Source organism: Corynebacterium simulans, from assembly GCF_001586215.1.
Taxonomy (GTDB): domain Bacteria; phylum Actinomycetota; class Actinomycetes; order Mycobacteriales; family Mycobacteriaceae; genus Corynebacterium; species Corynebacterium simulans.
The window spans coordinates 1636382-1655509 of record NZ_CP014634.1; the positions used below are offsets into that span (position 1 = coordinate 1636382).

At 60.6% G+C, this 19128-nt stretch carries 18 protein-coding genes; 9 read left to right on the forward strand and 9 right to left on the reverse strand.

Annotated elements, in window-relative coordinates; all coding sequences use genetic code 11:
- Window positions 1-9: 9 nt before the first annotated feature.
- Window positions 10-1161 (reverse strand): MFS transporter, encoded by a 1152-nt coding sequence (locus WM42_RS07745; protein WP_062036760.1) that lies wholly within the window; start codon window positions 1159-1161, stop codon window positions 10-12.
- A gap of 92 nt (window positions 1162-1253) precedes the next feature.
- Between WM42_RS07745 and WM42_RS07750 the strand changes: the two genes are divergently transcribed.
- A complete protein-coding gene (locus WM42_RS07750) occupies window positions 1254-2162 on the forward strand; it encodes a LysR family transcriptional regulator (RefSeq protein WP_062036762.1) in 909 nt (302 codons plus the stop codon).
- 94 nt (window positions 2163-2256) lie between these two features.
- On the opposite strand, the gene WM42_RS07755 is transcribed toward WM42_RS07750, so the two are convergent.
- Window positions 2257-2859, reverse strand: a complete 603-nt coding sequence (locus WM42_RS07755) for a superoxide dismutase (RefSeq protein ID WP_061925107.1) — start codon at window positions 2857-2859, stop codon at window positions 2257-2259.
- A gap of 197 nt (window positions 2860-3056) precedes the next feature.
- Between WM42_RS07755 and msrA the strand changes: the two genes are divergently transcribed.
- Window positions 3057-3707 carry a peptide-methionine (S)-S-oxide reductase MsrA gene (msrA, locus tag WM42_RS07760; RefSeq protein WP_062036763.1) on the forward strand — a complete coding sequence of 217 codons (651 nt, stop codon included), beginning with the start codon at window positions 3057-3059 and terminating at the stop codon, window positions 3705-3707.
- Between the two features lie 40 nt (window positions 3708-3747).
- Here msrA and WM42_RS07765 read toward each other — a convergent pair whose 3' ends face one another.
- Window positions 3748-5595, reverse strand: a complete 1848-nt coding sequence (locus WM42_RS07765) for an alpha/beta-hydrolase family protein (protein WP_082787655.1) — start codon at window positions 5593-5595, stop codon at window positions 3748-3750.
- Window positions 5596-5725: 130 nt separating this feature from the next.
- Between WM42_RS07765 and WM42_RS07770 the strand changes: the two genes are divergently transcribed.
- The 3 genes from WM42_RS07770 to WM42_RS07780 are packed head-to-tail and all read left to right on the forward strand — an operon-like array spanning window position 5726 to window position 8313.
- On the forward strand, window positions 5726-6673 hold the full coding sequence (locus WM42_RS07770; protein ID WP_062036764.1) for an L-lactate dehydrogenase: 948 nt from the start codon (window positions 5726-5728) through the stop codon (window positions 6671-6673).
- Entirely contained in the window at window positions 6673-7371 is a 699-nt protein-coding gene (locus WM42_RS07775) for a glycerophosphodiester phosphodiesterase family protein (RefSeq protein ID WP_062036766.1), read from the forward strand. Before WM42_RS07770 ends, WM42_RS07775 begins: the two co-directional genes overlap by 1 nt.
- A gap of 21 nt (window positions 7372-7392) precedes the next feature.
- The gene (locus tag WM42_RS07780) at window positions 7393-8313 is read left to right on the forward strand and encodes a DUF5926 family protein (RefSeq protein WP_062036768.1); all 921 of its coding nucleotides are present in this window, start codon (window positions 7393-7395) and stop codon (window positions 8311-8313) included.
- 118 nt (window positions 8314-8431) lie between these two features.
- On the opposite strand, the gene WM42_RS07785 is transcribed toward WM42_RS07780, so the two are convergent.
- The 3 genes from WM42_RS07785 to WM42_RS07795 form a co-directional block, all read right to left on the reverse strand.
- On the reverse strand, window positions 8432-9775 hold the full coding sequence (locus WM42_RS07785; RefSeq protein WP_062036770.1) for an LCP family protein: 1344 nt from the start codon (window positions 9773-9775) through the stop codon (window positions 8432-8434).
- Between the two features lie 103 nt (window positions 9776-9878).
- Entirely contained in the window at window positions 9879-10628 is a 750-nt protein-coding gene (locus WM42_RS07790; RefSeq protein ID WP_061925099.1) for a CPBP family intramembrane glutamic endopeptidase, read from the reverse strand.
- The gene (locus tag WM42_RS07795; protein ID WP_062036773.1) at window positions 10625-11773 is read right to left on the reverse strand and encodes an amidase; all 1149 of its coding nucleotides are present in this window, start codon (window positions 11771-11773) and stop codon (window positions 10625-10627) included. The genes WM42_RS07790 and WM42_RS07795 overlap by 4 nt, the downstream gene beginning before the upstream one ends.
- 33 nt (window positions 11774-11806) lie before the next feature.
- Between WM42_RS07795 and pheA the strand changes: the two genes are divergently transcribed.
- Window positions 11807-12724 (forward strand): prephenate dehydratase, encoded by a 918-nt coding sequence (pheA, locus tag WM42_RS07800; protein ID WP_062036776.1) that lies wholly within the window; start codon window positions 11807-11809, stop codon window positions 12722-12724.
- Window positions 12725-12735: 11 nt separating this feature from the next.
- The gene (locus WM42_RS07805; protein WP_062036781.1) at window positions 12736-13401 is read left to right on the forward strand and encodes a histidine phosphatase family protein; all 666 of its coding nucleotides are present in this window, start codon (window positions 12736-12738) and stop codon (window positions 13399-13401) included.
- Between the two features lie 9 nt (window positions 13402-13410).
- Here WM42_RS07805 and WM42_RS07810 read toward each other — a convergent pair whose 3' ends face one another.
- The 3 genes from WM42_RS07810 to WM42_RS07820 are packed head-to-tail and all read right to left on the reverse strand — an operon-like array spanning window position 13411 to window position 15674.
- Window positions 13411-13758, reverse strand: coding sequence for a metallopeptidase family protein (locus WM42_RS07810; protein ID WP_096337089.1), 348 nt, complete (start codon window positions 13756-13758; stop codon window positions 13411-13413).
- Window positions 13759-13803: 45 nt separating this feature from the next.
- Entirely contained in the window at window positions 13804-14895 is a 1092-nt protein-coding gene (locus tag WM42_RS07815; RefSeq protein WP_062036784.1) for a septum formation family protein, read from the reverse strand.
- Window positions 14896-14939: 44 nt separating this feature from the next.
- On the reverse strand, window positions 14940-15674 hold the full coding sequence (locus tag WM42_RS07820; RefSeq protein ID WP_061925084.1) for a GntR family transcriptional regulator: 735 nt from the start codon (window positions 15672-15674) through the stop codon (window positions 14940-14942).
- A gap of 65 nt (window positions 15675-15739) precedes the next feature.
- Between WM42_RS07820 and serS the strand changes: the two genes are divergently transcribed.
- Together serS and WM42_RS07830 are read left to right on the forward strand one after the other, a co-directional pair.
- The gene (gene serS, locus WM42_RS07825; RefSeq protein ID WP_062036787.1) at window positions 15740-16996 is read left to right on the forward strand and encodes a serine--tRNA ligase; all 1257 of its coding nucleotides are present in this window, start codon (window positions 15740-15742) and stop codon (window positions 16994-16996) included.
- Between the two features lie 140 nt (window positions 16997-17136).
- Window positions 17137-18957 (forward strand): lysophospholipid acyltransferase family protein, encoded by a 1821-nt coding sequence (locus WM42_RS07830; protein ID WP_062036790.1) that lies wholly within the window; start codon window positions 17137-17139, stop codon window positions 18955-18957.
- Window positions 18958-19128 lie beyond the last annotated feature (171 nt).

A 19128-nucleotide genomic window follows, 5' to 3' on the forward strand; every position in this document is an offset into this window, starting at 1 on the left:
AACACGAGTTTATTCGTTTTTTCTCAAGGTCAAAGTCAGGCCTGTCAGTACCAGCGCCGCGCCGCCGTAACAGGCGATGAAGCCGGCCCAGGGCAGGGCGTCGAAAAGCAGGCCTGCCACCGCGCCCAGGACGGAAGAACCAAAGTAATAACAAAAGACGTACATGCTGGAGGCCTCCGCACGGTCATGGGTGGCCAGGTGGCCCACCCAGCCGGAAGCCGTGGAGTGCGCGGCAAAGAAACCGACCGTCAGCGCCACGATGCCCAGCAGAACTAGCGGAAGGGGCCCAGCGCAGGCAAAGATGCCGAGCGTGAAAAGAAGGCAGGAAGCAAAAAGCGTCTTTCCATGGCCGATCTGCTGTACCAGCCGGCCTGCGCGAGCCGAGGCCCACGTGCCGCTCAAGTAGAAAAGGAACACCGAACCCGCCAGCGCTGGCGCCAGACCAAAGTGCTGGATGAGCCGGAATCCTAAGAAGTTGTACATCGAGACAAAGGTGCCCATCGCCAGAAATGCCACCAGGTATAGCCCCACCAGCTTGCGGTTTCGCAGATGGCCAAAGATGGCGCGTAGCTCGTTGCCAAAGCGCAGTGCCTTAGGGGTGAAGTTGCGCTGTGCAGGCAGCAACACGATGCAAACGAGGGCGAAAAACAACGAGACGCAGGCTGAGCCGAACAACGCCCAGCGCCAAGAGCTGAACTCCACGATGCCGGTGGGCACGAGGCGGCCGGTCAGCCCGCCGATGGAGGTGCCGGCGATGTAGAGGCCCATCGCGCGGGCGAGATCGGTGGCAGAAAGCTCTTCAGATAACCAGGCCATAGCCGTGGCTGGGGCACCGGCAATCACCGCGCCCTGCAGGCCACGCAAAGTAATGAGCAATGCTGCGTTTGGGGCCAGCGGTACGACTAAGCCCAGCAGCGTCGCACCGACCGCTGAGACGATGAGCAGGCGGCCGCGTCCGAATCGCTCCGAAAGGATGGAAGCGGGAATCACGCATAGAGCCAGCGCGCCCGTGGCCGCCGACACCGTCAGAGCGGCCTGCGTGGAGCTGAGCCCCATCTGTTCCACCAGCGTGGGCAGTAGGGCTTGGGTGGTGTAGAGACAGGAAAAGATCGCCAGCCCCACGAAGAGCATTGCGAGCATGGCGCGCCGGGTTCTAGTCATATAAACAGCATGCGTGGCGGCAATGCATGTGTAAAATGTCTGAAAATTAGAAATTTAATGCAGACGGCGCATATAGAAAAGTGGGTGCGGGAATGAACCTGGATGACGTTCGTGGCGTCGTCGCCGTTGCGGAGCTCGGGCAGGTGGGCGCCGCGGCCGATGAGCTAGGCATTTCCCAGTCTGCGCTCACCCGCCGAGTGCAACGCATGGAGCGTGCGCTGGGGGCAAGTCTTTTCAACCGCGTGGGGCGCAGGCTGGTGCTCAATACCCGCGGTGAGGCATTCGTAGTGCACGCACGGAAGATGCTCGCCGCTGAGCGCGCCGGGCGGGATATGGTGTCCCGGCTCATGGACCCGGAACGCGGCGCAGTTCGCCTAGATTTCATGCATTCGCTGGGCACCTGGATGGTCCCTGACCTGGTCAAGGCTTATCGCGCACAGCATCCGAACGTGGATATTCGTCTGCATCAAGGCGCGGCGCAAGAGCTGGTTGGCCGCGTACTCGCGGGCGAGTCTGACCTAGCGCTGGTGGGCCCGCGGCCTACTTTGCCCGAAGCGGCGGAGCCGGCAACTAGTGCACAGATAGGTTGGCATCAGATCGAGAGACAGCGGCTGGGGCTCGCCGTGCCCGAGGGACACTGGGCCGCAGACCGCGCGGAGGTAGGAATCGCCGAGTTCCGCGACGAACCCTTCATCGGCATGCTTCCCGGGTATGGCACGCGCATGCTTCTCGACGCCCTAGCAGACAGTGCAGGTTTTAGCCCACGGTTGGTATTCGAGTCGATGGAGCTAACCACTGTGGCAGGACTCGTTGCCGCCGGCCTGGGTAGCGCGCTTTTGCCACTCGACGACCCGTATCTCCAGGTGGGCAACCTCGTGCCCTTGCAGCCGCCCGCCTACCGTGAGCTTGGCCTCGTCTGGACGAAAGGCGATGAGGCCCCGCCGGTCGCGCAGTTCCGCGACTTCATCGTGGAAGGCACCTGGGCAAAAGGCGGGGCCTAACAAGGGCTCGAGAAGTAGGTAAAACAAAAAGAAAGCCGGCCTTCCTGCCAATCAAAGGCGGGTAAAGGCCGGCTCTAAAAGCGTTAATTAACGCTTACTTGGAAGCTGCAGCGAAGCGCTCAGCAACGTCATCCCAGTTGAATACGTTCCAGACTGCCTTGACGTAGTCAGCCTTCACGTTCTTGTACTGGAGGTAGAAAGCGTGCTCCCACATATCCAGCATGAGCAGCGGGGTGAAGTTGATGGAGGTGTTGCCCTGCTGATCGGTCAGCTGCTGAACGAGGAGGCGGCCAGCGATGTGGTCGTAGCCCAAGACAGCCCAGCCGGAGCCCTGCAGGCCAAGAGCCGCAGCGTTGAAGGCCTTCTGGAAAGCCTCGAAGGAACCGAAGTCACGGTTGATAGCCTCTGCCAGCTCGCCGGTTGGCTCGCCGCCACCGTTAGGGCCAAGGTTCTTCCAGAAGATGGAGTGGTTGGTGTGGCCACCCAGGTTGAAGGCCAGGTTCTTGTACAGAGCGCGCAGGCGGTCAGCGTTGCCCTCGCCCTTAATCTCAGCGTCGATAGCCTCGAGAGCAGCGTTTGCGCCAGCAACGTAGTTAGCGTGGTGCTTGGTGTGGTGCAGCTCCATGATCTCTGCGGAGATGTGTGGCTCGAGTGCGTCGTATGCGTAGTCGAGTTCTGGGAGTTCGTAGACAGCCATTGTTAATTCCTTTCTTTGGGTACGGTGCCCAATGATAGGAGCGCTGAAAGTATTCCGCCACAATTTTTCCACCCCGCGCTACACTCGTCCGCATCGAAGAGCAGGCCTTGGCCCTAAACGGTGGTCAAACGGCCCGAAGAAAATTCGTGAAAACCATCAAATAACCATCAAATTCAGAGTGAAACGAGGAAGAAAACATGTCGTGGTTGTTTAAACCAGAACCGAAAATCGTTAGCCGGGAAGATGCTCTGCCGGGGCGCGCGGAACCGATCTTGGAGCCGCAGCCGCACGCTGTGTTGGGCACGCCGATTACCGGCCCCTGGAAGGAGGGGCAGAAGTCTCTCGTGATCGGCATCGGCTGTTTCTGGGGTGCGGAGAAAATGTTCTGGGAAACCCCCGGTGTGGAGTCCACGTCCGTTGGCTATGCCGGCGGCACCACCCCAAACCCCACCTATTACGAGGTCTGCCGCGGGCTGACCAATCACGCGGAGGTCGTGCAGATTACCTATGACCCGCAGCAGGTAACCCTGAAAGAGCTCGTGGTCAAGGCCTTGGAAGCACACGATCCAACGCAGGGCTTCCGCCAGGGCAATGATGTGGGAACGCAGTACCGCTCGGCCTTTTATCCAGAGACCGAGGCCGAGCGCGTGGAAATTCAGGGCATCGTTGACTCTTACGCGGGCAAGCTTGCCGACGCCAGCTTTGGTGACACCACCACCGAAGTAGTCGTGCTATCTGAGACCGACGCAGGCGAGTATTACCTCGCCGAAGACGAGCACCAGCAGTACCTGCACAAGAACCCACACGGCTACTGTCCACATCACTCCACCGGCGTGAAGTGTGGCTAAGACCCAGCCATGCCGGGATAGAGCGAGAAGCGTTTCTTAGCTAAAAACGCTTTTTTACCTGGTGCCGGAAATCGGAAGGCTTGTTGAGCTGGTCGCGCTCGACGAAGGCGCGCATGCGCTCTGCCAGTTCTGACGTTAGCTGCGTACGCGCCTGTGAGCCGAGCACGCTATCCCAGTACCAGAAGGTTTCCTCGAAATAGTTATGCCCGTGTCCGCCAGGGACGTTGAGCGAATTGAGTTGGTCGAGAGCTACTTGCCAGAAGGTGATGAAAGGCACCCATGGCAGGCGCCTGAAGGTATCTGCGTACAGCGTCCTTGGGGCGGGTTCCTGGATCCAGTCTGGACGTATAAAGATGAGGCGGCGATCCCACCAGACGATGGCGTCGGATGCATGCTGGGCAAAGACCACGCGGGGACGCTGCCAGCGCTGGTATTCGTTGCCAAAGGCGTCGTGCTCCATGTGTTCTGGGGTGGAAGCGAACCTGACGTGTTGCCCGGCGTCGATAAGCGGTAGCCGCTCCAATGAACCGCGGTCGCGGGCGCGGGCCAAACGGCGGGTAAAAGCCGTCATCCGCGGCGGGCCGGTAAAGACCGCGCCATCGCAAGCCGCCAGCAATTCCTCCAAGTCCCGATAGTTTTCAACGATGCCGTAGCAGCCCAAAGATTCCCCGGCGAAGTAAAGCTTCGGCCGGTTATCCTCCGGCATATCGTTGATGCGTGATTGCACCGCGGCGATGAGTTCGCGCGCAGCATTGATTGGTGCTTTGCGGTCCACGACGTAGCAAAAGACCGAAGGAAGATAGGAAAACTGCAGCGTCACGGTGGCGCAGTCGCCATGGGTTAAAAACTCATAGGCGGACACCGAGTAGTTGTTGATCCACCCGGAACCTGCTGGCAACTCAATCACGATGGTGTCGCGGCGGAAGGCACCGGTGCGTTCCAGCTCGGCGAGTGCCTGTTGAGCGGCGGCGATGGGCCCGCGGCCTTGGACCAAGCCAATGAAGATGCGGATCGGCTCGTGCGCATCAGAGCAGAGCATGACGTCCTTGATGTCGTGCGCGCGGGGGCCGCGATCCAAAAAGGCGCGGCCTTGTGAGCCCACGGCAGTCCATGGCTCCAGGGACCACGGGCTGCCGGAGCGCTCAGGCTCCCACGGCATCACAGAGCCGGGATAGACCAGCTTATTAAGCTGCAGCGCCTGCATCGAGGCGTCGTGAATGAAGCGCCGCCACAGCATGCGGTCACTAAATAAAGCCATGAGATAACCCACGGTTGATCCGGCCAATGGCCACGCCAGCCAGCGTGGCAGCCAACGTTGGGCCTGGCGGGAGAGCTGGGTGACGGTGAGCTGGGCGGCCTCGCCGATGACGAGCAGGCTGCCATAACCTAGGGTTCCGATGGCGATGCCGAGTGCCGCTGACTGGGGGCCGCGCTCGTTGTACTTGTTGACCAGCTTGGCCTGCTCGCTCTGATTGCGCAGCGAGCGCGCGCCCATCAAAAGCGTGATTACGCCCAGGGCGAGGTGGGTGCGGCTACGGGTGGTGGGCCCAACCCTGTCTTGTGGGCGCTTACCGATGTAGCGCAGGCCGCGTTTAGTGATAAACGCAGCGGTGGTTGCCGTGAAATGTCCGGCTGCCTGACCGATGGCGACGTTGGCTGCGGTGACCCACCAAGGACGTGGCAAAAGCGACGGGGAGACTGCGGCCCAGGTAGCAATTTCCGCCACAAAGATGCCGGGCGCCATATTTTGTGGCAAACGTCTCCTGCCCGTCATGCGTACTCCAGGGGTAAGATCGCTGAGCACTTCCAGACCGAAAACCGCAGCTGAAAGGGTATGTATGGCTGCGGTGCGGGCGAATTTGCGGGCGATATCACGCATGCGAACCATTCAACCAGCATCCTCACCCTCGTGCAGGGGATGTTTGATCGGGCATAAATGATGTGAAATCGGACAGTCCCTTGTGTGAGATCGGGCGTACAACAGGCAAAGTTGGGAGACTCGGGGCACAATAGGGCTCATGGGAAATCATGTAGGAAACAAAGTCGTGCTCATCGGCGCAGGTGATGTTGGAGTTGCCTACGCATTCGCACTCGTTAACCAAGGAACCGTCGACCACCTGGCCATCATCGACATCGACGAGAAGAAGCTCGCCGGCAACGTGATGGACTTGAACCACGGCGTGGTCTGGGCGCCTTCGCGCACCCGCGTCACCAAGGGCACCTACGCGGATTGCGCTGATGCCGCAATGGTGGTCATTTGCGCCGGCGCCGCGCAGAAGCCGGGTGAGACCCGCCTGCAGCTGGTGGATAAAAACGTCAACATCATGAACTCGATCGTTTCCGACGTCATGGCCAACGGCTTCGATGGCATCTTCCTGGTTGCTTCCAATCCAGTGGACCTTTTGACCTACGCAGTGTGGAAGGCTTCCGGCCTGCCGCATGAGCGCGTCATCGGCTCCGGCACCATCCTGGACTCCGCGCGTTATCGCTACATGCTCTCGGAGATGGATGACATCGCTCCGACCTCCGTCCACGCCTACATCATCGGCGAGCACGGCGACTCTGAGCTCCCGGTTGTCTCTTCGGCCAATATCGGCGGTGTGTCCTTGTCCCACCGCTCCGAGGAGGATCCAGGCTACAACGAGCGCATCGAGAAGATCTTCGAAGATACTCGCGACGCTGCCTACACCATCATCGACGCCAAGGGTTCCACCTCTTACGGCATCGGCATGGGCCTGGCACGCATCACTCGTGCAGTCATCCAGAACCAGGCAGTTGTGCTTCCGGTTTCTGCGTACCTGCAGGGCCAGTACGGCGTTGAGGATGCCTACATCGGCACCCCAGCGGTGATCGACCGTTCCGGTATCAACAAGGTTGTTGAGCTGGCGCTCGACGAGCACGAAAAGGAGCGCTTCCGCGCTTCCTTTGAAACGCTCAACAAGATCAAGACTGAGATCTTCGGATAGTGAGAATTGTCGCGCACAGGGGATACTCCGGTAAATATCCGGAGTTGTCCTCTCTTGCATTTGCTAAGGCGCTGGAGCTGCCGATTCACGGCCTCGAGTGCGATATCCGCCTGTCCCGGGACGGCAAGGTGGTGGTCAACCATGACGCCACCCTTGACCGCACCGCGGGCCGCCCAGGCCGCATCGCGCAGATGGATTGGGAGGAGTTGCGCCAGGTCGACATCGGCGGCGGCCAGCACATGCTGCTGCTCGATGAACTGCTGGAGATGCTGGGCGATAACCCGCATCACCTTTACATCGAAACCAAGCATCCTTCCGGCCAAGGCGATGTTCTTGAAGAACAGCTGGTGCTGCGCTTGCGCTACGCCGGGCTTCTCGATGACCCCCGCATCCACATGATTTCCTTTTCCCACAAAGCAGTCCGGCGCATGCAGTCTCTTGCCCCGCAGGTCGATCGCTTCTATCTACGTCGCGACTGGGAGCGGCACTTCCCGGATGTTTTGCTTTCCCGCCCAACGGGCCTGGGTATGTCGTTGTTGCGTGCCAAATTGCGCCCCGATGACATCGGGGCCTTTGGGCTTCCTACCTATCTGTGGACGGTGGATAAACCGGATGACATGAAATGGGCGTGGTCCAACGGGATAGACATTTTGGCCACGAATCAACCAGAAGTGGCCCTACTCGCCATAGAGCTCTAGCCAGCAGGTAGATTGGTGAACATGGCCAAGAAGAAAAAGAACAAGGAACAGCTGCCTGAGGGAATGTCTCGCCGTCAGGCCAAGCTAGCTGCTCGCGCCGCAGAGCGCGCGGCCCTAGAAAAGGATGCCCGTCCCTTCGGTGGCTTGAGCGCTGAGGCTTCCCTCGTTGCGATGCAGGAATTCGTTCCTTCCGCGACTGCAAAGCTTTCCCTCAAGGGCTTTGACAAGGACGTTTATGTCGCCACCGTTCTGCCGGGCGCTTCTGCCGCACTCATCCGTGACGATGAGTTCGGCGGCGACGCATTCGTGGGCTTGCAGGTACAGTCCCACACCCACAACCCGGGCCGCGACCTCGCATTCGCCCTGAACTGGGTAAAGAATAATGAGCCGGGCTCTACCCTTGAGTCCACCGCGGCAGACGGCTCTGAGCCGGCTCTTAGCGAGCTGCTTGAGGAATCTGCAGACTTGGACATTAACGTCTACCAGGATTTCTCCTGGTGGATGCCAGAGGGCGCTCAGATCACCCCGCAGGTGGCGCAGTCTATGCAGATGGCAAACGACTCCGTCATCGAGTCCCACCAGGTAGGCAACGACATCGAGGGCATCGCCTTCTGGGCAAACGCCGGCGGCGGCAAGGCGCACATCCGTTGGGTACGCCCGAACGATGATGAGAACGCCTTCTTAAACGCCCTGGCCCGCGTTGCAGCACGCGGCGAGCTGAACCTTGGTGAAAACACCAAGTTCGCCGGCGTCTTCCGCACCCACGGCCTCATCGCGCCGGTCTTTGACCTGCAGCCAGAGGTAGCATTCGACTCCTACGAGGCAGAGCTTGCTCGTGTCGACAAGGCGCTCGCCGCAGAGATCGACAACGACGAGAACCTGAACTCCGACGAGCGCAAGCAGCTCGAGAACATCAAGTCCCGCCAGGTCACCCTGCGCTAGAAAGTAGCTGTTTAGTACTTTCCGCGCGTACGATGCGCCTACAAAAGACACAAAGAAGGGGAGGCACCTCCGATGAGGTGCCTCCCCTTTTATGATCGCTGCTTTACCGGGAGCGGTCTTACTTCAGCGAATCCCACAGCTGCTGGGTTGCTTCTTCATCCCAGAGCACCACGTTGCCTACCGTGGTGTCCTCGAAGCCGCCGATTGGCACGGTCTCGGTCTCCACGCCGCTGGCCATGGCCAGCGCCACGCGGGCCAGGTGCCAGACGTGGTCTTTTTCGCCCACGATGAAGGAGCTGGCGGTGTGGTTGACCAGGGAGATGGTCCTAAACGGATTGATCAGCGTGCTCGGCGAGGTGATCTTATCCAGCAGCGCTGCGAAGAATTCACGCTGGCGCTGGACACGGTCAAGGTCACCCATCGCGGTAGCGCGCGTGCGCACGTAGCCCAGCGCCTCCGGTCCGCGCAGCTCCTGGCAGCCCGGCTGCAGGTTGATTCCGGCGAGCGGATCATCAATCGCTTCCTTGACGCAGATATCTACACCGCCAACAGAATCAACCACGTTGGCCAGGCCGCCCATGCCGATTTCGGCATAGTGATCGATGTGCAAGCCAGTGGATTGCTCCACGGTTTCCGTCAGCAGCTGCGGGCCACCATAGGTAAAGGCAGCATTGATCTTGTCCATGCCGAAGCCAGGTACCTCGACGTAGCTATCGCGCGGAATGGAGACCAGCTTGGCCTTGCCGGAAGCCGGAATGTGCAGGACCATGATGGTGTCGGTACGGCCGACGCCCACGTCACCACCGGTGCCGAGCTCTGCCTGCTGTTCCTCCGTCAGCCCCTGGCGGGAATCGGAGCCCACCAACAGCCAGTTGGTGCCCGCTGTATTGGAGACCTGCTGTTCCGGCATCGCCTCGATGCGGGTCAGGCGCGAATCCGTCCACAAGGTAAAGACCAAGGTCAGCACGAGCATGATCGCCACGAACCAGCCCAGGCAGCCCAAAGACTTCTTAATCGGGTTTACCTTCTTGCGGCGGCGATGCGGACGCTGCGGTTTTACGCCCCTTGGGCCTTCAGGTGAGCGATAGCTGCGCGGTACATCTGGCGTTGCGCGCCGAGGCGCACGCTGGGGCATGCTCTGCTGTTCGCGCCGGGGCGGCGTGCGCCGTGGCGCGCCCTGATTGCGCTCCATGTATGCGCCCACATCAAAACGGGTTTCTTCCGGGCGGGGAGAGGTCGGGCGGGCGCTAGGGCTACTCGCCGCAGATCCTGCCCGCGGTGGGCGCGGCGCTGCTTGGCGACGCCGCACTGGGCGCCCAAAGCGGTCCCTTATAGGTTTGCCGTCAGCACCGAGCACGTAGTCTGCGGCCGAGCCTGCGCCGGAATCTGCTCCGGAGGCGGGCACAGGGCTATCACCTGCGCGGCGTGCCTCGCGATGCGGGTCTCGTCCAGATTGAGTCATGCGCTCAACTCTACATCGAATTCACTCCTGTCCCATATGTGTACATGCGTTTGTCCACATACGTTTGTTCCGAACTGGGCTGTGCATAAACAGAATGCGCCGTCTAGAAAAGCAGGGAATATCCCACGAAAGCCACTGCGTCGATGAGAAAGTGCGCGATGACAAGCGGCCAAACTTTGCCGGTCTTGGCATAGAAGTATCCGTAGACCAGCCCCATCACGATGTTGCCGAAACCTGCCGATACACCCTGGTAGAGATGATAGGAACCGCGCAGGATTGATGACGCCGCGAGGGTAGCCGGCAGCGCCCAGCCTGATTGGCGCAGGCGGGTCATAAACCAGTAGACCACCACGACTTCCTCGGCAAAGGCGTTCGCGGCCGACTTCAAAAGCAGCACTGGCATTTCCACCCAGGCATTATCGAAGGAGGTTGGGACCACTTCCTTGGTCCAACCAAAGTGCAGCGCAGTGTAGTACAGTGCGAGCCCCGGCAACCCGATGAGTGCGGCCAGGCCTGCGCCCTGCAGCCAATCCCTTACACGCAGGAAACGCTCAAGCATCGCCGCGGGTTTGTTCCGGACCGAAAGCAAATAGAGCGCCAGCGCGCCCCAGGAAAACAGCACGGCGGCGGAGCAGAGCTGCAGGCCCAGGTCCAGCCACGGGGAGACAGATTGGCTCGAGTTGATGGTCACCGATTGCGCGTTTAGTGGTGCTGGATTGAGCAGGTCATCGATGAGCCGCAGCACCGAGCGCACGCCCGAAATACCAAAACTCAAGGCCAAGACGATGAGGATTTCCGTCAGCCTCGTCCGGTTCTTTTGGTTTCCGGCCTCTTTAAGATGCCCGCGCGTCATGGGTGCAGCACCTTCGCTAAGCCGAGCAGCTCGGCGTCGTCAAGCGTTATGCCTCCCAAATGCACGCCCACCGGCGGATGGTCTGGCACCTTCCAGGGAATCGAAACCGCGGGCAGCATCGCGACGTTGAACAGCGAGCCCCACGGCGACCACCGCGTTTGTTCGTCGAAATTCTCCTGGTGCGGGAGGGCGGTGAACGCGCCGCGCCTGGGCGGATCATAGGTCAGCATTGGCGTGAGAATGGCGTCTACCTGCCAGTACTGCGCCAACAACGCCGGCAGCTGCGCCGCGTGCTCGCGCGCCGCCGCGTGCTCGGCGTTGCTTACCTGCATCCCCAGTTGGCGGATCCACTCGGCGTAGCCGGTGGTCTCCGGGAGCTTGGCCAGCTTGCGCATGAATAGGCGCTGGAAAGCTTGGAATGTCTCGCCTGCCTGCGGATAGGGCGAAATCGCCACCGTTTCGAAGCCCTGCCCCTCTAGTACCTGCGCTGCTTCTTTGACCGCCTGCAGCATGTGCGGGGCAACGGCCGTGGAAGCAAAGAGCGGATCGACCAGCACGCCTACCCGTGCGCGTGGCGTCCGTGGGCACAGTTCGTGGAGAAAAGCGGCGTCGTCAAGAGTGCGCGCAATAAAGCCCTGCACCGCCAGCTCCTCGCCGGAGGGCTTGAAGCCCACCACGCCACAAGCTGCAGCGGGCACCCGGATGGAGCCGCCGCCGTCCGAAGCATGGGCCGCACGCAGCAACCCTCGGGCCACCTGCACGGCCGCACCGCCCGAGGAACCACCCGGCGTCTTTCCTGGATAGAGCGGGTTATCCGGATGCGGCAGGTCCACCGGCTCCGTATCTACCCGCAGGCCCAGCTCCGGTGCCGCGGACTTACCCACGATGCGCGCTCCCTGCTGCTCCAAGCGCTCGATGAAAGGATCGCTGAACTCTGGGAGATAGGTGCGCTGCACATGCCCCATGGTGGTAGGCATGCCCGCTACATCGTTGAGATCCTTGGCGGAGAGTATCCACCCGCTTAACCGGCCTTCCGCCTGCGGTGCGCGCTCCAAGTCGAGGTGGGTAAATCCATGCTCTTCGGCGCTTAAATGCGCAAGCGATTCGCGGAGAGCCGCCAAGCTGAAATCCGGGGAAAACTCCATGGCGCCACAGTCTAGTGGGCTAGGGTTGCCAGCATGAGCACCGCAACAAAAATTGCTTTCCTTGGCCCCGCCGGTACCTTCACCGAGGCTGCCCTGCAGCAGATGGCCAGTGAATTCGCCGCCGTGGAGCCGCTGCCAGTGGACTCGCCTGCGGCAGCTGTGAACGCGGTGCGCGCAGGTAAAGCGGATTATGCCTGCGTTGCTCTGGAAAATTCGGTCGACGGTGCGGTGACCGCCACCTCCGACGCCCTGGTCGATGGCGACGCAGTGCAGATCTATCGCGAAGTCGACCTGCCCGTTGCGTTTAGCATCATGGTCCGGCCCGGCACTAAGCCCACTGACGTGCGTACCTTCTCCACCCATCCGGTGGCCTTGCAGCAGGTCCGTGGCTGGTTGGCAGAGAATCTTCCCGCTGCCACGTTTGTTGCCGCCAGCTCCAATGGTGCCGCAGCCCAGGCGGTAGCTGCGGGGGAAGTCGATGCGGCAGCAGCGCCGACCCGCGCCGCGGAACTCTTTGAGCTGGACACGCTTGCCGATGCCGTGGCCGACGTCCAGGGCGCCACCACCCGCTTCGTCCTCGCGGGGCTGCCCGGAAAACCAACGACCCGCACCGGTCGTGACAAGACCGCAGTGGTCTTTACCCTGCCCAACGAACCAGGTTCGTTGGTCGGCGCACTGGAGGAATTCGCCCACCGCGGTGTGGATCTTTCCCGTATCGAATCGCGGCCTACCCGCACCGGACTCGGCACGTATAGGTTCCACGTGGAACTAGTAGGCCACATCGATGACGAACCCGTGGCCGCAGCGCTGCGCGCATTGTGGTTGCGCGCGGAAGAACTCGTCTTCTTGGGTTCGTGGCCCTCCTATTCGGATAAGGGCACGCAGCCGCGTGATCTATCGCGCTTGAAAGCGGCAGATGAATGGGTAGCGCGGGCACGGAAGGGCCAATAGTGTAGGAAACTATGAGCGGAAGAATCTTTCTCGTGCGCCATGGCCAGACCTACTCCAACGTCGAGCACCTGCTCGATACACGCCCGCCGGGAGCCGAGCTTACCGAGCGTGGCCGTGGTCAGGCCACGGACGTTGGCCAAGAGCTTGCGGAGCTAACCGCAGGCCGCAAGGTGCGCTTTTATTGCTCTATTGCGCTGCGCGCCCAGCAAACCGCGATGCTGGCGGCGGAGTCTTTTGCCAAGGCCACCGGCCAAATCCGTGTGCCTGTGGAGGTAAAGACGGGCATCCACGAAATTTTCGCCGGCGACTTCGAGATGGACGGCAGCGAGGACGCCCACCGTTCCTACATGGTGGCGCTGCGCGGCTGGCTCGACGGCGACGAGAACGCCTGCATGGAAGGCGGCGAGACCTACCGCAACGTGCTGGAGCGCTATCAGCCAGTTATTGAAGAAATTGCCGCTAACCTAGGCGAGGACGAGGACGCGGTCGTTGTCAGCCATGGCGCCGCCATTCGTGTGGTCAGCCGTCACGCCACCGGAGTCGACGCGGACTTCGCCTACACCGGGTACATGGCAAACGGACGTTTTACGGTGATGGAGCCCAACGGCCAGCCCTTTGGCAAGTGGACACTGAAACGCTGGGCAGATACCGATATGGAAGAATCCAGCAGCATCTAGCCGAGGGCGCTAACCCCAGCCCAGATGGTGTAGCTCGTGTTCTTCTAGCCCGAAGTAGTGGCCGAGCTCGTGGAAGACGGTCACCTCGACTTGGTGCGCCAGCTCTTCTTCCGTGTTGCACCATTCCTGCAGCGCACCACGGTAGATGAAGATGGTGTCGGGGAGAAAGCCCGTGTGGTCGAAAGTGCGATCCGGAAGGGCCACGCCCACGTAGAGGCCCAACAGGTGGGGATTTTCTGCGTTGAAATCCTCCACCAAGATGGCCAGGTTGCGCATCCGCTGGACGAACTCGTCCGGGAGTTTATCGAGCGCATCGTTGACCATCTCATCGAAGCGCTCTTCGCTTACTAAATACACCTGCTGCTCGTTATCGCCTTTTGTATTACCGATTTGCTCGGCTTATTACTGCGCGGCAGGTGCCGGAGTGTTAGCCGCCGAGCTATTGTCTGCTGGGGCGCCCTGTGCGTTAGGCGCTGGGGTGGGCGCTGCGGAAGGGTTGCGCACCGGATTGCGCTCTGGCTGGACTGCTGGTGGCGCGCCGTCGATAGTCAGAGCGTTACGGCCGCCAGTGGCTGAGCCGGTGATGGTGGAGAAGTGGCCATCGTTTGGGTGCATCAAAGAGCAGTTCACGGAGCGGCTGCCACCGTTCCATGCGGCCTCGCTGACCGAGCCCCAGAAGGGTTGCAAGGTGGACTGATAAAGGTTTTCTTCCTCGCCCAGGTACTCGATGGCGGCGGCCGTACAAGTTTCGTTGAGGTAGGAGTTTAGTTCCTCACCGTTGGGGTAGCCACCGGTGAAGTGCTCGCCCAGGTTCACGATGGATACGGTCTCCAGCTGGTGCGGCTGCGCACAGTCCACGGTGCGCACGATCTGCTTGTCATCGATGCTGCGGCATTCGCCAGGCTTGGCGACGACCGCCTGATCCACCGCTTCCACGTTGCCGGTATTTAGCTGTGGAACGCCTGCCTCATCGGTGGTCTGTAGGCCACAGAGTAGGGTGCGATCTCCTTGCTGCCATGCAGCCTGTGGCGGCAGGACAGATGCAATGTCGTACTTGCCGTTTGGATCCCATTTGCCGTGCAGGTAGCCCAGGGTGCTGGACTCGCACAGCTCATCGCGCAGGGCATTCTGGCGGGTTACGTCGGGCCGCTCAGCGTCGGGGCCGAACTCGCTGGTGGGGTAGGTGCTGAGATCCTCGCGAGCAGCAACCTCAAAGCGGTGCGGCTTATCGCAGGAAATCTCGGCGAAGTTAGAGATTTCTCCCTTGCCGTCGATGTCCCAGGATAAGCAGGTGCCGGACTCGGCCGAGGTAAACGCAACTACCTCCGGCTCGGCGGAGGGCTGCTCTGCTTTATTGGGAGCGGACTGGTTGTTCGTGCTGCCAGTATTCGGGCTAAGCAGCCCGTATGCACCGAGAAACGCGGCGGCTGCGAGGGTGGCCACCAAGAATAAGCGGACGGCAAACGATGAGCGCCAAGGAGAATTCTTACTCATAAGGCCTCCCATAGTACCCGCCTGCCTGGGATTCTTCTTATCCCTTAGGTGTCGAGAGCGCGGCTTACCCGTGTGGTAAGCCGGTAGCGGTCGGTGCGATAGACCGAAGAACACCACTCAACTGGGCGATCGCCCGAGCGGGACTTGCGGATGATGTGCAGCAGTGGGGTGCCGGGCTCGACGTCGAGAAGCTGCGCTATCTCCGCATCCGCCGCAATCGCCGTGACCGTCTGATCCGCCTCCGTGATCGGTAGATCGAAGTTGGAGTCCAGGATGGCGTAGACCGAGTTGTAGATGTCATTTTCCAGAAGGTTGGGAACAAAGGCAGAGTTATACCAACCGTCATCGATGGAATAGGGCTCCCCATCGCCCAAGCGGAGGCGGCGTAGGTGGGTATGCGTCACGGAAGGATCGGCGCCGAAGAACTCGGACACCTCATCCGGGGCTGACGCGCGGCCGCCCAAGAGGATTTTGCTGGAGGCCTGGACACGTTGGGCACCCATTTCATCGGAGAATGAGGCCAAATGCAGACGAGATACTAGGGGATTAGGGGCGACGAAGGTGCCTTTGCCGCGCACGCGCCGCAGGCGTCCGGCGGCAACCAAATCACCGATGGCGCGGCGCACCGTGATGCGAGAGACGCCATAAGTCTCTTCCAGAATGCGCTCACCTGGGAGGATGTCCCCTGGCTTCAAAGTGGTGTTGCACAGCTCGGTGAGGATGTCACGCAGCTGGGCATGCTTTGGGACGGGTCCATCGGTGATGATTTGTGCGGTCATAAACACATAATAATTCGCTGGTTATTACCACTGCAAGGGCAGCCTAGTGCGCTAAACTTTTAAGCGTGATTGATCTAAAGTTCCTCCGCGAAAACCCAGACGTTGTCCGTTCCTCCCAGGTAACCCGTGGTGAGGATCCAGCTCTTGTTGACGAGCTTCTGGCCGCCGACGAAGCCCGCCGTTCTGCCATCCTGGCAGCCGACGAGCTACGTTCCGAGCAGAAGGCCTTTGGCAAGAAGATTGGCCAGGCCTCCCCAGAAGAGCGCCCAGCCTTGCTGGAGGGTTCTAATGAGCTGAAGGAAAAGGTCAAGAAGGCCGAGGCGGAACTGGCTGCTGCTGAAGAAAAGGTAAACGAGCTGCAGTTCCAGCTCTCCAACGTCGTGGAGGGCGCGCCGGCTGGCGGCGAGGATGACTTCATCGTCCTCGAAGAGGTTGGCACGATCCCAGAGTTCGACTTCGAGCCGAAGGATCACTTGGAACTCGGCGAGTCCCTTGGGCTTATCGACGTAAAGCGTGGCGCCAAGGTGGGCGGCGCCCGCTTCTACTACCTGACCGGTGACGGTGCCTTCCTACAGCTGGGCATGCTCATGCTCGCGGCACAGAAGGCGCGCGAGGCTGGCTTCCAGCTGATGATCCCGCCAGTTCTGGTTCGCCCAGACATCATGGCCGGCACCGGCTTCTTGGGCCAGCACTCCGATGAGATCTACTACCTGCCGGCAGATGATCTCTACCTCGTCGGTACCTCCGAGGTTGCGCTCGCGGGCTACCACAAGGATGAAATCCTGGATCTCAGCGACGGCCCAATCAAGTACACCGGTTGGTCCTCCTGCTTCCGCCGCGAGGCTGGCTCCCACGGCAAGGACACCCGCGGTATCCTGCGTGTTCACCAGTTCGACAAGCTGGAAATGTTCGTCTTCTGCAAGCCGGAAGAAGCAGAGCAGATGCACCAGATGCTGCTGCAGATGGAAAAGGACATGCTCGCTGCGATGGAGCTGCCTTATCGCACCATCGACATCGCTGGTGGCGACCTTGGCTCGTCTGCGGCCCGCAAGTTCGACAACGAGGCATGGGTCCCAACCCAGGGCTGCTACCGCGAGCTGACCTCCACCTCGAACTGCACCACCTTCCAAGCGCGTCGTCTGCAGACCCGCTACCGCGACGAAAACGGCAAGACCCAGTACGCCGCAACCCTCAACGGTACCCTGGCCACTACCCGTTGGCTCGTTGCCATCTTGGAAAACCACCAGCAGGCCGACGGCTCCGTGGTTGTCCCAGAAGCGCTGCGCCCATTCGTGGGCAAGGATGTTCTGCGTCCGCGCTAAAGCAGATTAGTTAACAGTTATATATACGTCCCCCGGGTTTTCCTGACCCGGGGGACTTGTCGTGCTTAACTAGTAGTTGTTTTGTCCGAGCTACCTTTAGCCTCCACAAAGTCCCGCATTTTTAACCAGGGGGAAGAACTATGAACGCCGTTAAAGACTTCTTTTATCAACGCATTGTCACCCTGGCACGGGGCGTTACTATTGCGCAGGGGCTTAAGTTTCGCACCTGGGGCGAGGAGAATATCCCGGACAAGGGCGGTGCGGTGCTCGTGGTCAATCACACCGGTTACATGGACTTTGTCTTCGGCGGTTTTCTGCCGCATAAGAAGAAGCGCCTGGTGCGCTTTCTGGCCAAGGCCGGAGTCTTCAAGACCCCAGTCGTGGGCCCACTGCTGAAGATGATGGGCCACATCCCGGTAGACCGGATCGATGGTGGAGCTTCCATCCGCCAAGGCATCGAGCTGGCCAAGGCCGGCGAGCTGGTCGGCGTGTTCGCCGAGGGTACGATTTCCCGCAGCTTCGAAATCCGCAGCATGCGTGGCGGCGCAGCCCGCATCGCTTATGAAGCCGGCGTGCCGATTATCCCGACGGTCACCTTCGGCTCCCAACGGTTGTGGACCAAGGGACAGAAGAAGAACCTGGGCCGCAGCAATACCCCGCTGCTTATCCGTGCCCTCGAGCCTTTTAAACCGACTGGCGACGTCGAGGCAGACACCGCCGAAATTCGTCGCCGCATGCAGGAAGGTCTCGAGGTGCTTTGGAAAGACTACGAGGCGGAGTTTGGTCCAATGCCGAAGGGCGCTTTTTGGGTTCCAGCCCGCATGGGCGGCGGAGCGCCGAGCCTGGAGGAAGCAGAGCGCGAGGATAAGGCGGTCGAGTCGGAGCGCTACCGCGTGCGCCGCCTGCGCGATGACCTGATGGGGCTCAAGACTCGCATCTCCGAAGCCACCTCTGAGCTGGTCAAGGACCGTCTGGCCATTACCGCAAAGCCGGCCAGTGGCGAGGTGGAGGAGCTCAAGCGCACCACCCCGGAGACACTCGAGTGGATCAAGGAAAACCTCAACATCGTCATCGAGGAGGCCACTCGTGGCTTGGGTGAGGGCCGCGACAAAGTCACCGAAATCATGGGACAGCTCAAGGTTGATGTGGCTGAGGCGCAGGCCAACCTCGCCACCAGTAGCAAGGAAGTCTTCGCGGGCTCCAAAGTGGAGCAGGGCTTGTTGAGCGCTGCGACCCAGTCGCGCCTTATCGTCTCCCGCCTGCCACACCGCATGAAGGCGCACTTCACGCAGATCCCGCGCATCGTTGTGGCAGATGAATCCACCTTGAATTATGAGGATGGTTCCGTGACCAAGCGCCTGCATGATGCATTCGCCGGCGTTTATCCGGAGTCGCAGATGCTGGTGCTGATGTCCCCGCAGGCGTCGGCTTACCCAGACTCCACCTTTGCCAATATCCAGCAGGAACTGTGGAGGATTGAGCATCAGGGCGGCGTCGTCAAGCATGGCTCCGAGGTTATTGCTATGCACCCGCTTTCCGACGCCACCGTCGCCGCCGTCGAAGCACACAGCGACATTGTCGTCGAATGGGCCTACGAAGGTGGGGAAGTGGTCTCTGGTCATATCAAGCGCGAGCTGCGTGAGGTGAAGGACGTCCTGGGTGAAGTATCCGGTGCCCGTTTCGTGGACACCCCAACGGGGCTAATCGTGGTTGCAGATGAGGCATGTCGGTGGGCTGCTACTGAGCAGATTCTTGAGCTAGTGGGGGCGGCCCCACGTGAGGTGATCGTCTTTGCTGGTGAGGTAGGAGACGAGGTTTTCTTGGACCACACGCAGGTGGTCGCGCTGGAGACTGCACCCATTGAGCTGGTCAAAGAAGCAGGTTCCGTGACCTACTCGGCAGAGCGCGCTGGCGTCTCCGAGGTGCTGGAGGCGATGGCGAAGTTGAATAAGAAGAAGTAGACCTTAAAAAGGTTAGGGAAACCGCAAGGAGCGTCTGGATATGACCGGGCGCTCCTTTTTATTTGTCTGTCTACACCCCCCTATAGGGGTATAATAAGTTTCTTTCCTTTATAAAAACTCATGGAAAATGCTGGTTACGGTGGCGAAACTTACGAGTGAGTAGTGCAACAG

Bases quoted from the DNA above. Each gene is read 5' to 3' on its own strand.
- msrA (WP_062036763.1), top strand. From the start codon at position 3,057: ATGTCGTGGTTGTTTAAACCAGAACCGAAAATCGTTAGCCGGGAAGAT.
- WM42_RS07755 (WP_061925107.1), bottom strand. From the start codon at position 2,859: ATGGCTGTCTACGAACTCCCAGAACTCGACTACGCATACGACGCACTC.
- WM42_RS07805 (WP_062036781.1), top strand. From the start codon at position 12,736: ATGAGCGGAAGAATCTTTCTCGTGCGCCATGGCCAGACCTACTCCAAC.
- WM42_RS07750 (WP_062036762.1), top strand. From the start codon at position 1,254: ATGAACCTGGATGACGTTCGTGGCGTCGTCGCCGTTGCGGAGCTCGGG.
- WM42_RS07830 (WP_062036790.1), top strand. From the start codon at position 17,137: ATGAACGCCGTTAAAGACTTCTTTTATCAACGCATTGTCACCCTGGCA.
- WM42_RS07770 (WP_062036764.1), top strand. From the start codon at position 5,726: ATGGGAAATCATGTAGGAAACAAAGTCGTGCTCATCGGCGCAGGTGAT.
- WM42_RS07765 (WP_082787655.1), bottom strand. From the start codon at position 5,595: ATGGTTCGCATGCGTGATATCGCCCGCAAATTCGCCCGCACCGCAGCC.
- WM42_RS07780 (WP_062036768.1), top strand. From the start codon at position 7,393: ATGGCCAAGAAGAAAAAGAACAAGGAACAGCTGCCTGAGGGAATGTCT.
- WM42_RS07820 (WP_061925084.1), bottom strand. From the start codon at position 15,674: ATGACCGCACAAATCATCACCGATGGACCCGTCCCAAAGCATGCCCAG.
- WM42_RS07745 (WP_062036760.1), bottom strand. From the start codon at position 1,161: ATGACTAGAACCCGGCGCGCCATGCTCGCAATGCTCTTCGTGGGGCTG.
- WM42_RS07790 (WP_061925099.1), bottom strand. From the start codon at position 10,628: ATGACGCGCGGGCATCTTAAAGAGGCCGGAAACCAAAAGAACCGGACG.
- WM42_RS07815 (WP_062036784.1), bottom strand. From the start codon at position 14,895: ATGAGTAAGAATTCTCCTTGGCGCTCATCGTTTGCCGTCCGCTTATTC.
- WM42_RS07795 (WP_062036773.1), bottom strand. From the start codon at position 11,773: ATGGAGTTTTCCCCGGATTTCAGCTTGGCGGCTCTCCGCGAATCGCTT.
- pheA (WP_062036776.1), top strand. From the start codon at position 11,807: ATGAGCACCGCAACAAAAATTGCTTTCCTTGGCCCCGCCGGTACCTTC.
- WM42_RS07785 (WP_062036770.1), bottom strand. From the start codon at position 9,775: ATGACTCAATCTGGACGAGACCCGCATCGCGAGGCACGCCGCGCAGGT.